Genomic DNA, 13,322 nt, shown 5'->3' with positions numbered 1-13,322 from the left:
GGAGGGGTTGTGTCTGTCGGAGTCGACGCAACAGAGTGGCGGAGAGTTCTCGACCTGGCCAATTCCGGTGAGATAGTGCTACATCCCGAGATCGGCAAGGGGTTGGACAAAGCCTGCGACGACTACTTGGATCGGCTGGACGCCATCCTGCAAATGGCGGACCGGGTCAAGATTATCGACGGTTTCGGCCCCTTTCCCTCAGGTCAGGTTCTCCGGGAGAAATTCTCCAGCAAGGCTGCCGGCACCGAGCAATCCTTGGACGCCGTACTCATGCAGCACATCGACGCGGTAAAGATCGCGAAAGAGGTTGTCTCCAAAGCAATCGCCAACTTCGTCGAGCTGGACCAGTCGAGAGCCGACCAGTTCACCGGCTTGGACGCGCAACCATGACCTACGAGGAGTACCGCGCCCGGATCATCGCCGCGCAGGAGCAGTGGAATCGGGAGCGCGACACGATCTACGACTTCACCAGCCGGTTGGGCACATCGTTTCAAGGGGAGTACGAACCGCCGCGAATTCCGGGACCGGACAACTACGACAGCATGACGTTGGCGCAGATGGTCGACGCCGTGAACGCGATGCGGCCGGGTACGGTGCGCGAGGCGTCGGAGGCCTGGTTGAACATCGGGATGAATCTGACCGGTGCGATTCAGGCGTTCAACGAGCAGTTCGGCCGCACCGTGACCGGGGACGGCACGAATCCGGGCTGGACCGGGCAATCCGGGAAAGCGGCGGCGGACGCGGTGACGAACTACCGGAATCAGTCGGGGAATCTCGCGGATGCCGCGTGTCTGGTGAGTTTCAAGCTGTCGGAGATGCATACCGGTCTCGAGCAGACGCAGGCATTGATGCCGCAGGCCACCGAACGCCCGGACCTGAGGGATAAGACGCTGCCCCAAGACGGTGTCATGAAGGCGGGCGATTACACCGAAGAGGAGGCGACGCAGGAAGCGAGGCGGATCCTGCGGACGGTGTACGGCCAAGTCGCGAATCAGACCGACCACGGTGTGCCCGTCCTGCCCACGGCCCCGCAGATCGTGGCAGATCCCGGGCAGCAGCCGGGTATCTCGTCACCTGGCGCTCCGAATACCTCCGCACCGCAGACGACGACTACCGAGTCGGACCAGCCCGAAGCCGCGCAACCGGAGACCACCGACCGATCCGACGGCGGCACGCGACAATCGCCCGAGAACAACCCCGCCACCACTCCGCAGGCAGTCACCCCGGCGGGTGCGGACCAGTCGACCGGCGTACAACCGACGACATCGAACACGCCGTCGACGACACCGAGCAGCACCACTACGCCGAGCCCGAACTTCACCACCGCTCCGGCGACGCCTGGTCGGCCCGGGACGACGAGCCCGAATACGCCCGGGCGTCCGGGCACCCCCGTCGTATCCGGCGCACCGAACATCACCGGAACTCCCGCACCAGGCCGCAACGTCCCGGCCGGTCCGCAGCAGCCGAACGCGCTGCGGGCCGCCACGGCGACCGGAGCCCAGACGGCGCGAACCGGCACGACCGGAACGAGCGGCATCGCCCCGGGGATGGGGTCTCGCGGCAAGGACGACGAACGCGAGACATCGGGCGTCAAGGACTACCTGGTCAACCAGCACAACGGCGAGGAACTCACCGGTCTGGATTCCTTGCCGAAGGCCGTTCCTCCGGTCATCGGAGACAACCCGCATGGCTGACTGGCGCTTCACCGGGCAGGAATTCGAAATCCTTTGGTCCGCCTATGGTCGCGACCGTCTGCCGTACCCGCTGCAATATCGTCCGGAAGAGATGGATTTCGCCGATCTGAAGCGTCAACGCGAGGAAGCGGTCGACGCGCTGCTCGGGCGATACGCCGTCGAGCTGGAACAGGCGCTGGACGTATTGCTGGAGCCGGAGGTACGGGTCGAGTCCAAAGGCATGGGCGGCCCGGACATGTCGATCGTGTTCCGTTTCCACGGCGCGGTACGCGGGCAGGCCGGGGCCACCCTGGTCCAGCTCCCCGGCCACGCACCGGACACCGGAGCTGACGTGATCGTGAGTTATTGCGCCGCGGGGCGAGTCGCCGCCAAAGCGGTGGCCGCGCTGCCGAAGATGCCTGCGGGCACGCATCCGCCGATCGAAGTGCGCCGCGAAGAAGTAACCGCCGATCGGGAACGGCCGGTGCGCAAGCCGTACGAGGTCGGCACCGTGGCGCGGCTGGACCAGATCTTCAAGCGGGAACGCCTCGGGCTGGGCGAGGTCACGGTGTTCGCCGGCCCGGCCGTCGACGCCCGCCCGAGTTTCGGGCGCGGTTTCTGGTGGATGGACTACACGGATGGCCGCTACTACGTGAGAACGGGCGACCCCATCGTCGCCAAACCGCTCGCCCCCGCCGCTATGGCGGCCGAGATCAACCGTCTCACCGTGCTGACCCAGCGTTACTACCGCGAGGACCGCGAACACGACGAGTACCTGCGCTCACAGCGATAAGGACCGCGCGAACGGCGGGTCCACCAGAGCCGTGGCGCCATCAATGATGGGTCGACTCAGGGGCAGTCGGATCACGAGGTGCAATCCGACTGACCACGACCCGTCGCCATCCGCGACATACGAGCGGCACGTCGAACTTCTCGGCGTGCCGCTCGCTCGCGCGGATCAGCGCGGCAGGCGCTCGATGATGGTGGCGTTGGCGGTGCCGCCGCCCTCGCAGATGGTGAGCAGGCCGTAGCGGCCCTCGATCCGTTCGAGCTCGTTGAGCAGCGTCGCGAAAAGCTTCGCGCCGGTCGCGCCGAGCGGGTGACCGAGGGCGATGGCGCCGCCGTTGACGTTGACCTTCTCGGGATTCGCGCCGGTCTCCTTCAGCCAGGACAGCACCACGGGCGCGAACGCCTCGTTGATCTCGATCACGTCGATGTCATCGATGGTGAGACCGGACTTCTCCAGCGCCCACTTGGTCGCCGGGATCGGCGCGGTGAGCATGTAGATCGGGTCCGCGCCGCGCGCGCTCACGTGGTGGATGCGCGCTCGCGGCGTCAAGCCGTACTCCCGCACCGCCCAGTCCGAAGCGAGCAGGGTGGCGCTGGCGCCGTCGGAGATCTGGCTGGCCACCGCGGCGGTCAGCGGGCTGCCCTCGGCCAGCGGGGGCAGCGAAGCCATCTTCTCCAGGCTGGTCTCGCGCGGGCCCTGGTCGATCCAGAAATCGCCGACCGGCACGATCTCGTTGTCGAAGCGGCCGTTCTTGATCGCGTCGCGGGCCCGCTCGTGGCTGCGCAGCGCCCATCGTTCCATTTCCGCCCGGCTGATGTCCCACTTCTCGGCGATCAGCTGGGCGGCGCGGAACTGGGTCACCTCGGCGGTGCCGTAGCGGTGATCCCAGCCCTGCGATCCGACGAACGGCGAGTCGAAGCCGTACTCCTTGCCCGCGAACATGGCCGCGGAGATCGGGATCGCGCTCATGTTCTGCACGCCGCCCGCGACGATCACCTCGGCGGTGCCGCTCATGATGGCTTGGGCGCCGAAATTGATGGCCTGCTGGCTGGATCCGCACTGCCGGTCCACCGTGACGCCGGGCACCTCTTCGGGATAGCCCGCGGCCAGCCACATGGTGCGGCCGATGTTGCCCGCCTGGGGGCCGACGTTGTCGACGCAGCCGACGATGACGTCGTCCACATTCCCCGGGTCGATCGGGTTGCGGTCCAGCAGGCCGCGCAGCGCGGCCGCGCCCAGATCGGCCGGGTGCACGCCCGCCAGTGCGCCGCCGCGCTTGCCGACCGGGGTGCGTACCGCATCGATCACGTAGGCGTCCCGCAGCGGGGCATACGGACGACGGGACGCGGAAGGTGCTGACATGTAAGGACTCCTACGTGGTGCGCTCGCCGGCGGTGAGCCCGTCGAGCACGATGGTCAGGTACTGCTTCGCGAGGTTCTCGACGGTGACCGAGCCGCCGGGGCGGTACCACCGCACCGCGACCCACACCGTGTCACGCAGGAACCGGTAGGCCAGTTCGACATCCAGCTCCGGCCGGAAACTGCCGTCCTGGACGCCGTTGGTCAGCACCCGGTGCCACAGCTCGCGGAATTCGCGGTTGTACGCGGCGATGTAGGTGAACCGCTCCGAGTCGCGCAGCCGCTTCGCCTCGGCCTGGTAGATCGCCACCGCGGCGTGCCAGCGGTCGAACGACTCGTAGGACGCGAGCACCAAGGCTTCCAAGGTGTCTCGCGAACTCAGACCGGAGGCGACGATCTCGCGGTAGCGGCCGAACAGTTCGTCCAAGAACCCGCGCAGGATCTCGTCCACCATCGACTCCTTGGAATCGAAGTGGTGATAGAGGCTCCCCGATAGGATCCCGGCCGCGTCGGCGATGTCGCGCACTGTGGTCGCGCGCAATCCCCGCTCGGCGAACAATTCGGCCGCCAAGGCGAGCAACTCGCTGCGCCGTGCTGATTTAGAGGCGTCTGGTGCGGGCACACGGCCATCATACAACCAAGCATTTGCTTGGTACAGCGGCCCCGTTCAACGGGCCGAATAGCGCAGCGGCGAGGACACCGAGAGATCGGCGAGCAGGCGATCGCAGATGATCACCGGCGAGACGCCCGCGCGCGCCATCCTGGCGACGAGCGCGAGACGACGTTCGCAGCTGTCCCACTCCACGGTGAGCTGACCGCGATCGGGACCGGCGTCCACCGTGGCCATCACCCGTGGCGGGCCGCCGCGCACCGGCTCCTCGCTCAGCTTGAGCACCATGCCGCGCTGCCAGGCGTGGTAGGTGTCCATGTCGGCCCCGATCACCAGTTTGTCGGTGGCCGCGCACAGGCCCTGCGCGATCTCGTCCGAGAAGGTCACCTGGTCGAAGCGGAATTTCCGGCATTTCGCGACCACCGCGAGCAAGTCGGCGCGCACCTCGCACAGCAAGTCCGTCTGGCGCTGCCTGCGCTGCTCCTGCTCGCTCTCCGTGCTGTCGGCGCTGAGTCCGATGCGCCGGGCGCGCTCGCGATCGCGCGCCAGATCGGCCCGCAGGGCGCCCCGCGGATCGCGGGCGACCTCTCCCTCGTCGACGGCGTGCTGCTCGAGAATCCGCTCGGCGGCCGTGGCGACCGCGCTTTCGGAGGTGTGCTCGATGAGCTCGGCGCCGAGGGTGAGGGCCGAGAGGACGAGGCTGTCGAGCCGTCGCCTGGCCAGCACGACTTCGCGCACCACATCGAGTTCCAGTTGTTCGCGGGCAGGTGGGCGATCGCGACCCATAGCCATCGCCCCCTTGAAGAGCGCTGATCCGATCTCATCCAGCATGGCACACCGCGCCGCGCTCCGGCTCGTCCTTTTCCACCTGATCAGCCGCCCATTTCACGCGGCAGCCGCGATGCGAGAAGGCGATCGCAATACGGCGTGGAAGATCTCTCCGGGCGTGGCGGACGAACGGCTGCTCGATGGTCGCCGGGGTGCGCTCGTCCGCCTCATGCAGAGCGGACGAGCCCGAAAAGCCCGTGGCTCAGGCGCGTTGGCTGCTGATCGAGACCACCTCGCCGGTCAGGTAAGTGGTGTAGCCACTGGCCAGCATCGCGATCGTGGCGGCGACCTCCCAGGGCTCGGCCGCGCGGCCGAACGCCTCGCGCTCCGACAGCCGGTCGAGCAGCTCGGTCGAGCTGACCTTGTCCAGGAAGGCGTGCCTGGCGATGCTCGGGGCCACCGCATTGATCCGGACGCCGAGTTCGGCAGCCTCGATTGCGCTGCACCTGGTCAACGCCATGACGCCCGCCTTGGCCGCCGCGTAGTGCGCCTGGCCGTACTGCGCGCGCCAGCCGAGCACGCTGGCGTTGTTCACGATCACGCCGCCGTGGCCCGCGTCGCGGAAGTAACCGAGGGCGGCCCTGGTGCAGCGGAAGGTGCCGTTGAGGGTGATGTCGAGGACGCGGTCCCACTGCTCGTCGGTCATGTCGACCACGGGCGTCTCCCCGCCCAGCCCGGCGTTGTTGACCATGACGTCGATGCGGCCGACGGCCTCGGCGGCGCCGCGGATCAGCGCGTTCACCTGTTCGGTGCTCTGCACGTCGCACGGGATCGAGGCGACCCGCCGGTCCGGGAACTCGGCGGCCAGCTCGGTCGCGGTCTCGGCCAGACGCCGCTCGTGCCAGTCGGAGACCACCACGTCCGCGCCCTCGGCCAGCAGCCTGCGCGCGGTGGCCGAGCCGATGCCGGTGCCCGCCGCCGCGGTGATCACGGCCGAACGTCCGGTCAGCAGGCCGTGCCCAGGAACGGGCGCGGGGGCGACCGACAGCGGCCCGGTCACGGGCGGGCCTCGCGCGGCAGGCCGAGCACCCGCTCGGCGATGATGTTGCGCTGCACTTCGTTCGAACCTCCGTAGATGGTGTCGGCGCGGGTGAACAGATACAGCCGCTGCCATTCGTTGAGATCGTTCTCGCCCGCCACCAGGCCGCGGGCGCCGAGCACGGCCATCGCCAGCTCCCCCAGCCCGCGATGCCAATTGGCCCACAGCAGTTTCGCCACCGAGGCCTGGCCAGCGCCGTCGTCCACGCCCGCGCCCTCCATCGTGCGCATGGCGTGCGCGCGCAGCACGCGCAACCCGACCCAGGCGCGGTCGATCCGGTCGGCGATCAGCGGGTCGTCGGCCGCGCCGGTGCGGCGGGCCAGAGCCTCGATGTCGGCCAGTTCGCGGGCGAACCGGATCTGCTGACCCAAGGTGGAGATGCCGCGCTCGAAGGTGAGCGTGCCCATGGCGATCCGCCAGCCGTCGCCCGGCTCGCCGACCACCAGGTCGGCCGCGGTGCGGGCGTTGTCGAAGAAGACCTCGTTGAATTCCGAGGTCCCGGTCAGCTGAATGATCGGACGCACATCGATGCCCGGCTGCCGCATCGGGACCAGCAGGTAGGACAGACCCTTGTGCCTGGCGGAGCCGCGCTCGGTGCGGGCGACGACGAAGCACCAGTCGGCCACGTGAGCCAGCGAGGTCCAGATCTTCTGCCCGTTGATCGACCACTCGTCGCCGTCCAGGTGCGCCGAGGTGGTGATGGCGGCCAGGTCGGAGCCTGCGCCGGGCTCCGAATAACCCTGGCACCACAGTTCGCTGACGTTGCGGATGCCGGGCAGGAAGCGGTCCTTCTGGGCCTGGGTGCCGAACGCGAGCAAGGTCGGGCCGAGCAGTTCCTCGCCGACGTGCGACACCCGCGCGGGGGCGTTCGCCTTGGCGTACTCCTCGTGGAAGATGACCTGCTGGCGCACCGTGGCCTCGCGGCCGCCGTACTCCTTCGGCCAGCCCAGGCAGGTCCACCCGGCCGCGGCCAGGTGCCGGTCCCAGGCCAGGCGTTCGTCGAACGCCTCGTGTTCGCGGCCGGGACCGCCGAGGCCGCGCAGCGCGCGGAATTCGCCGTTGAGGTTCTCCTCCAGCCACTCGCGCACTTCGGCGGCGAATCGCTCGTCCTGCACAGCGGAAAACCGCCCGTCCGGAGCGGCGGTGTCGGATTCTGAGGTCTGGATCGCACCCACGCCGGTAGGATAACCTACCAAGCACTTGCTTTGTAGAGTGCACGCATAACTCGCTCGCGGACGGTAAGGACAACCGTGACAACCCCTGCACAGACGACACCGATGGCACTGCACCACGCCGCTCGGACCTTCGGCGACGCCCCGGCGATCGCCGACGGCGAGGTGCGGCTGAACTGGGCCCAGTTGCTCGAGGCGGTCCAGGAAGTGGCACGGGCGCTCATCGCACGCGGGGTGCGGACGGGCGACCGGGTGGCCATGTGGGCGCCCAATACCCACCACTGGGTGATCGCCGCGCTCGCCGCGCACTACGCGGGCGCGGCGCTGGTGCCGCTGAACACCCGCTACGTGGCCGACGAGGCCGCCGACGTGCTCGGACGGGTGGACGCGAAAGCCCTGTTCATCGCGGGGCCCTTCCTCGGCCGCGACCGCTTGGCCGAACTGCGCACGTCCGATCTGGCCATCGACACGGTGGTGGTGATCCCGGTCGAACCCGGCACGGAGAACACCGACATCGCCGCGCTGGACTGGTCGGAACTCGCGACCGTCGCCGCGCCGGTCACCGTGGCCGAAGCCGAGGAACGCGCCGAGTCGGTCCGCCCCGACGACATCTCCGACATCCTGTTCACCTCCGGAACCACCGGCCGCAGCAAGGGCACGCTGGTCGCGCACCGGCAGGCGCTTTCGGTGGTGCGGGCCTGGGCGGAGTGCGCCACCTTGCGGGGCGACGACCGGTATCTGGTGGTGAACCCGTTCTTCCACAACTTCGGATACAAGGCGGGCATCCTCGCCTGCCTGGTCACGGGCGCCACGATCATCCCGCAGGTCACCTTCGACGTACCGGAGACGATGCGGCGGATCGGCGCGGAGCGGATCACCGTGCTGCCCGGTCCGCCGACGATCTACCAGACGATCCTGGATTTCCCGCGCCGCGCCGAATTCGACTTGAGCTCCCTGCGCGTGGCCGTCACCGGAGCGGCGACGGTGCCGGTGGTGCTGATCGAGCGGATGCGCTCGGAACTGGCCTTCGACGTCGTCATCACCGCCTACGGCCTGTCCGAGAGCGCGGGTTTCGGCACCATGTGCCGCGTCGACGACGACGCCGAGACCATCGCGAACACCTGCGGCAGGCCGATCGCGGATTTCGAGTTGCGCCTCGGCGAGGCGGGCGAGGTCCTGCTGCGCGGGCCGAACGTGATGCTCGGATACCTGGACGACCCGGAAAGCACCGCGGAGACGATCGACGAGGACGGCTGGCTGCACACCGGCGACATCGGCACGGTCGACGACCGCGGATACCTGACGATCACCGACCGGCTCAAGGACATGTACATCTCCGGCGGCTTCAACGTCTACCCCGCCGAAGTGGAACAGGCGCTGGCCCGGCTGGACGGCGTCGCGGAGTCGGCGGTCATCGGCGTGCCCGACACCAGGATGGGCGAGGTGGGCAAGGCGTACGTGGTGCGCAAGCCCGGCTCGGGCCTCACCGAGGACCAGGTGCTCGCCCACGCCACCACCGTGCTGGCCAATTTCAAAGTGCCGCGGTTCGTCGAGTTCCGCGACCAGCTGCCCTACAGCGCCGCCGGGAAAGTGCTCAAGCGTCAACTACGTGAGGAGAAGTCGTAATGTCGGAACCGGCAACCCCGGACGAGGGTCCGGCGATCCCGGACGAAGGTGAGGTCGTCACCTACGAGCGGCGCGGACGCGTCGCGATCGTCACGCTGAACCGGCCGGACTACCGCAACGCGCAGAACTCGGTGATGACCTACGCCCTCGACGCCGCGTTCGAGCGCGCCGTGGAGGACCCCGAGGTCGGAGTGATCGTGCTCGCGGGCAACGGCAAACACTTCAGCGCCGGGCACGACATCGGCACGCCCGGCCGCGACCACCACGTGCGGTACCAGAACAAGGCCGCGCTGTGGTGGGACCACGTGGACCGGGCCGGCGGCGACCAGCGCTTCGCCCGCGAGCTCGAGGTCTACCTCGGCATGTGCAGGCGCTGGCGGGAGATCCCCAAGCCGACCATCGCCATGGTGCAGGGCGCCTGCATCGCGGGCGGGCTCATGCTGGCCTGGGTGTGCGATCTGATCATCGCCTCCGACGACGCGTTCTTCTCCGATCCCGTGGTCCGCATGGGCATTCCGGGCGTCGAGTACTTCGCGCACCCGTGGGTGATGGGTCCGCGCGCGGCCAAGGAGTTCCTGTTCACCGGCGACCGGTTCGGAGCCGCGCAGGCCAAGGAGTGGGGCATGGTCAACCGGGTGGTGCCGCGCGCCGAACTGGAGGCCGAAACCCTCGCGCTGGCCGAGAAGATCGCCACCATGCCGCAATTCGGTCTCGCGCTGACGAAGAAAGCGGTCAATCAGGCCGAGGACCTGATGGGCATGCGCTCGGGCATGGATTCGGTCTTCGGCCTGCACCACTTCGCGCACGCGCACAACGCCGAGGTCGGCGCCGACTCGCTGGGCGGCATGAACGCCAAGTCGATGAAGGCCTCCGCGAGCACCGCAGAACAGAACGGAACGACCTAGTGGATCTGGATCTCGATCTGACGACCCAGGAATTCCAGCGGGAGGTCCGCGAATTCCTGGCCGCGAACAAACCCGCGAAACCGCTGCCCTCCATGGACACCAAGGCGGGATTCGAGGCGCATCGCGCGTGGGAGCGCACCCTCGCCGACGCCCGGCTCTCGGTGGTGGCATGGCCGGAGGAGTTCGGCGGGCGCGATGCGTCGCTGCTGGAGTGGGTGCTGTTCGAGCAGGAGTACTACGCGGCGGGCGCGCCGGGGCGGGTCAGCCAGAACGGCATATTCCTGCTGGCGCCAACCCTTTTCGAGCACGGCACCACGGAACAGCTGGAACGGATCATGCCGCGGATGGCGCGCGGCGACGACATCTGGGCGCAGGCGTGGTCGGAGCCCGAAGCGGGCAGCGACCTGGCCGGTATCCGCTCGACCGCCCGGCGCACCAACGGCGGCTGGCTGCTGAGCGGCCAGAAGACGTGGAGTTCGCGCGCCGCCTTCGCGGACTGGGCCTTCGGACTGTTCCGCAGCGACCCGGAGGCCGAGCGGCACAAGGGCCTCACCTACGTGATGTTCCCGCTGACCGCCGACGGGGTCTCGGTGCGCCCGATCCCGCAGCTGGACGGCGAACCCGGCTTCGCGGAGATCTTCCTCGACGACGTGTTCGTGCCCGACCGCGACGTCATAGGCGCGCCCGGCGAGGGCTGGCGCGTCGCGATGAGCACCTCCAGCAACGAACGCGGCCTCTCGCTGCGCAGCCCCGGGCGGTTCAGCGCCACCGCGCGACGGCTGATCGATTTGTGGCGCGAGGCGGGCGACGAGGACAACACCGCGCAGCGCGACGCGGTGGTGGACGCCTGGATCGGCAGCGAGGCCTACCGGCTGCACACGTTCGGCACGGTCACCCGGCTCAACGAAGGCGGCAAGCTCGGCGCGGAATCCTCGATCACGAAGGTGTTCTGGTCCGAACTCGACATCGCCATGCACGAGACCGCGCTCGAGGTGCTCGGTCCGGCGGCGGAACGTTCCGGGCCGTGGACGGACGGATACCTGTTCGCGCTGTCGGGACCGATCTACGCGGGCACCAACGAGATCCAGCGCAACATCATCGCCGAGCGGCTGCTCGGACTACCGAGAGGAAGCAGCCGATGAGATTCGCGCTCAGCCCCGAACAACTCGATTTCGCCGCCAGCCTGCGCAAACTGCTGGAGGCGGGCCGCGCGCCCTCCGCCGTGCGCGCGTGGGCGTCCGGCGACAGCGGGCCCGGTCGCGCGTTGATCCGGCAACTGGCCGAGGCCGGTGTGCTGGGTCTGGCCGTGGCGGAGGAGCACGGCGGCATCGGCGCCGAACCGATCGATCTGGTCGTGGCGTTCCAGGAGATCGGCCGGGCAGCCGTGCCGGGACCGGTGCTGGAGACCGCCGCCGCGATTCCGGCTCTGCTGCAAGCGCTTCCTGACCGTGATCCGGCCGAGCGCTGGCTGCCCGGCTTCGCGGAGGGCACGGCGCTGGGCACCGTCGCCTTCGCGAGCGGTGTCGCGCTGGACGCCGACACCGCCGAGGTGGTCCTGCTGGCCGGTGAGCAGCTGTCCCTCGGGCACCGCAGCGGCCTGGTGCGATCGGTCGATCCCGCCCGCCGCCTGTTCACGGTCGCCGCGGCCGAGCCCGTCGCCGAGGGTGGGCAGGTCGCCGCGGCCGTGGCCGCCGGTTTCGACACCGGCGCGCTGGCCTGCGCGGCCCAGCTGCTCGGCGCGGGAAAGGCCCTGCTGCACGCGTCCACCGAATACGCCAAGCAGCGCAAGCAATTCGGTAAACCGATCGGCGAGTTCCAGGCTGTGAAGCAGAAGCTGGCCGACGTGCTCATCGCGCTGGACCTGGCCGAGCCGCTGCTCTACCGGGCCGCGCTGACCATGACCGGACCAACTCGGAGCCGCGACGTCTCGGCCGCCGTGATCGCCTGCGGCGACGCCGCCTACCGCGCGGCCCGCACCGCGCTCCAGGTACACGGCGCGATCGGTTACACCGCCGAGTACGACCTGTCGCTGTGGCTGACCAAGGTGACCGCGCTGCGTTCGGCCTGGGGCACACCGGACCTGCATCGCGCCCGGATCGCACGGGCGCTGCGGGAGGACACCGACCGGGAACGCGCCGAGCGAGGCATCGCATGACCGCCGAACACCAGGAATTCCTCGCCTCGGTGCGTGCACTGCTGACCAAGCACGCCGGGTCCGCGGCGGTGCGCGCCGCGATGGACAGCGAACTCGGCTACGACCCGGCGCTGTGGCGGCTGCTGTGCGAGCAGATCGGCGTCGCGGCGCTGGCGATTCCCGAGGAATACGGCGGCTTCGGTGCGAGCCTGGTCGAATCCCTGCTGGTGGTGGGCGAATTGGGTCGCACGCTCGCCGGGGTTCCGATGCTCGGCTCCGCCGTTCTCGGTGGACAGGCGGTGCTGCTTTCGGGCGACGACGAAGCGTGCGCACGGCTACTGCCCGAGGTGGCGGAGGGCACGCGCACGATCGCGGTCTGCTGGGCCGACGAGCGCGGCTGGGACGAGCCGGGTGTGCACGAGAAGGACGGCGCCCTCACCGGGACCGCGCACTACGTGCTCGACGGTATGTCGGCCGACACCTTCGTCGTCGTCACGCCGACCGGTCTGTTCGAGATCGAACCCACCGCGCCGGGCGTCACCCGCAGGCCCGCGCCCACCATGGACCCCACCCGCAAACTGGCCGAAGTCGGTTTCGCCGACGCGCACGCGCGACGGCTCGGCTCGGGTGACCAGTCCGGGACGGTCGCCCGGCTGCGCGAGATCGCGTGGGCGGCGGTGGCGGCGGAGCAGGTCGGCGCCGCCGACCGCTGCCTGGAGACGACGGTCGACTACGCCAAATCCCGCGTGCAGTTCGGCCGGGTGATCGGCAGTTTCCAGGCGCTCAAGCACCGCATGGCGGACATGTACGTGCTGCTGGAATCGGCCCGGTCCGCGTCCGTCGCGGCGACCGCGGCGGTGGCGGCGGACAGCCCGTCGGCCGCCGAGGACGTCTGGGTCGCCCGCGTGCACTGCTCGGAGGCGCTCACCGCCATCGCGGCCGAGACCGTCCAGTTGCACGGTGGCATCGCGATCACCTGGGAACACGACGCGCATCTGTTCTTCAAGCGCGCCCACGCGGACGCGCAGCTGTTCGGGGCCGCGCACCGCCCGATGACGCAGCCCGCCTGAGCCGGGTCAGGGCGCGCCGACCTGGTCGGCGGCGCGCCCTTCCTCGATAGGCTGTCCGGCATGGTCCCGATGCACTAAGATGTGACAAGCGCCACACGCGCATGCCGGGGGATGCG

13 protein-coding genes are annotated in these 13,322 nt (G+C 69.3%); 8 read left to right on the top strand and 5 right to left on the bottom strand.

All coding sequences use genetic code 11. The features are described from left to right. Positions 1 to 9 precede the first annotated feature (9 nt). The 3 genes from ACFV2O_RS05175 to ACFV2O_RS05165 are packed head-to-tail and all read left to right on the top strand — an operon-like array spanning position 10 to position 2,466. Complete coding sequence (locus ACFV2O_RS05175) at positions 10 to 390, top strand: hypothetical protein (RefSeq protein WP_379250364.1); 381 nt, start codon at positions 10 to 12, stop codon at positions 388 to 390. After that, positions 387 to 1,694 carry a hypothetical protein gene (locus tag ACFV2O_RS05170; RefSeq protein ID WP_379250363.1) on the top strand — a complete coding sequence of 436 codons (1,308 nt, stop codon included), beginning with the start codon at positions 387 to 389 and terminating at the stop codon, positions 1,692 to 1,694. Before ACFV2O_RS05175 ends, ACFV2O_RS05170 begins: the two co-directional genes overlap by 4 nt. Beyond that, complete coding sequence (locus ACFV2O_RS05165; protein WP_355076837.1) at positions 1,687 to 2,466, top strand: ESX secretion-associated protein EspG; 780 nt, start codon at positions 1,687 to 1,689, stop codon at positions 2,464 to 2,466. The genes ACFV2O_RS05170 and ACFV2O_RS05165 overlap by 8 nt, the downstream gene beginning before the upstream one ends. Positions 2,467 to 2,631: 165 nt before the next feature. Here the strand turns inward: ACFV2O_RS05165 and ACFV2O_RS05160 are convergent, their stop codons facing one another. The 5 genes from ACFV2O_RS05160 to ACFV2O_RS05140 all read right to left on the bottom strand — a co-directional run bounded on the left by ACFV2O_RS05160 (position 2,632) and on the right by ACFV2O_RS05140 (position 7,474). Beyond that, the gene (locus ACFV2O_RS05160) at positions 2,632 to 3,825 is read right to left on the bottom strand and encodes an acetyl-CoA C-acetyltransferase (protein ID WP_379250362.1); all 1,194 of its coding nucleotides are present in this window, start codon (positions 3,823 to 3,825) and stop codon (positions 2,632 to 2,634) included. Between the two features lie 10 nt (positions 3,826 to 3,835). After that, the gene (locus ACFV2O_RS05155) at positions 3,836 to 4,444 is read right to left on the bottom strand and encodes a TetR/AcrR family transcriptional regulator (RefSeq protein ID WP_355076835.1); all 609 of its coding nucleotides are present in this window, start codon (positions 4,442 to 4,444) and stop codon (positions 3,836 to 3,838) included. Between the two features lie 45 nt (positions 4,445 to 4,489). Next, entirely contained in the window at positions 4,490 to 5,263 is a 774-nt protein-coding gene (locus tag ACFV2O_RS05150) for a hypothetical protein (protein ID WP_379250361.1), read from the bottom strand. Between the two features lie 199 nt (positions 5,264 to 5,462). Next, positions 5,463 to 6,260, bottom strand: coding sequence for an SDR family oxidoreductase (locus tag ACFV2O_RS05145; protein ID WP_379250360.1), 798 nt, complete (start codon positions 6,258 to 6,260; stop codon positions 5,463 to 5,465). Next, positions 6,257 to 7,474 (bottom strand): acyl-CoA dehydrogenase family protein, encoded by a 1,218-nt coding sequence (locus ACFV2O_RS05140; RefSeq protein WP_364425164.1) that lies wholly within the window; start codon positions 7,472 to 7,474, stop codon positions 6,257 to 6,259. Before ACFV2O_RS05140 ends, ACFV2O_RS05145 begins: the two co-directional genes overlap by 4 nt. A 75-nt stretch (positions 7,475 to 7,549) precedes the next feature. Between ACFV2O_RS05140 and ACFV2O_RS05135 the strand changes: the two genes are divergently transcribed. Genes ACFV2O_RS05135 through ACFV2O_RS05115 form a run of 5 tightly spaced genes read left to right on the top strand, consistent with a single transcriptional unit; the run spans position 7,550 to position 13,206 of the window. Beyond that, positions 7,550 to 9,097, top strand: a complete 1,548-nt coding sequence (locus ACFV2O_RS05135) for a FadD3 family acyl-CoA ligase (RefSeq protein WP_355076829.1) — start codon at positions 7,550 to 7,552, stop codon at positions 9,095 to 9,097. Further along, a complete protein-coding gene (locus ACFV2O_RS05130) occupies positions 9,097 to 10,002 on the top strand; it encodes an enoyl-CoA hydratase (RefSeq protein WP_379250359.1) in 906 nt (301 codons plus the stop codon). The genes ACFV2O_RS05135 and ACFV2O_RS05130 overlap by 1 nt, the downstream gene beginning before the upstream one ends. After that, positions 10,002 to 11,144 carry an acyl-CoA dehydrogenase family protein gene (locus ACFV2O_RS05125; protein ID WP_379250358.1) on the top strand — a complete coding sequence of 381 codons (1,143 nt, stop codon included), beginning with the start codon at positions 10,002 to 10,004 and terminating at the stop codon, positions 11,142 to 11,144. The genes ACFV2O_RS05130 and ACFV2O_RS05125 overlap by 1 nt, the downstream gene beginning before the upstream one ends. Continuing rightward, positions 11,141 to 12,157 carry an acyl-CoA dehydrogenase family protein gene (locus tag ACFV2O_RS05120; protein ID WP_379250357.1) on the top strand — a complete coding sequence of 339 codons (1,017 nt, stop codon included), beginning with the start codon at positions 11,141 to 11,143 and terminating at the stop codon, positions 12,155 to 12,157. Before ACFV2O_RS05125 ends, ACFV2O_RS05120 begins: the two co-directional genes overlap by 4 nt. Then, positions 12,154 to 13,206, top strand: coding sequence for an acyl-CoA dehydrogenase family protein (locus ACFV2O_RS05115; RefSeq protein ID WP_379250356.1), 1,053 nt, complete (start codon positions 12,154 to 12,156; stop codon positions 13,204 to 13,206). Before ACFV2O_RS05120 ends, ACFV2O_RS05115 begins: the two co-directional genes overlap by 4 nt. Positions 13,207 to 13,322: the final 116 nt, after the last annotated feature.

This window comes from Nocardia sp. NPDC059691 (assembly GCF_042733915.1).
Taxonomy (GTDB): Bacteria; Actinomycetota; Actinomycetes; order Mycobacteriales; family Mycobacteriaceae; genus Nocardia; species Nocardia sichangensis.
The sequence above is the reverse complement of the archived record's forward strand: the minus strand, read 5'-3'. Positions and strand labels throughout refer to the sequence as shown.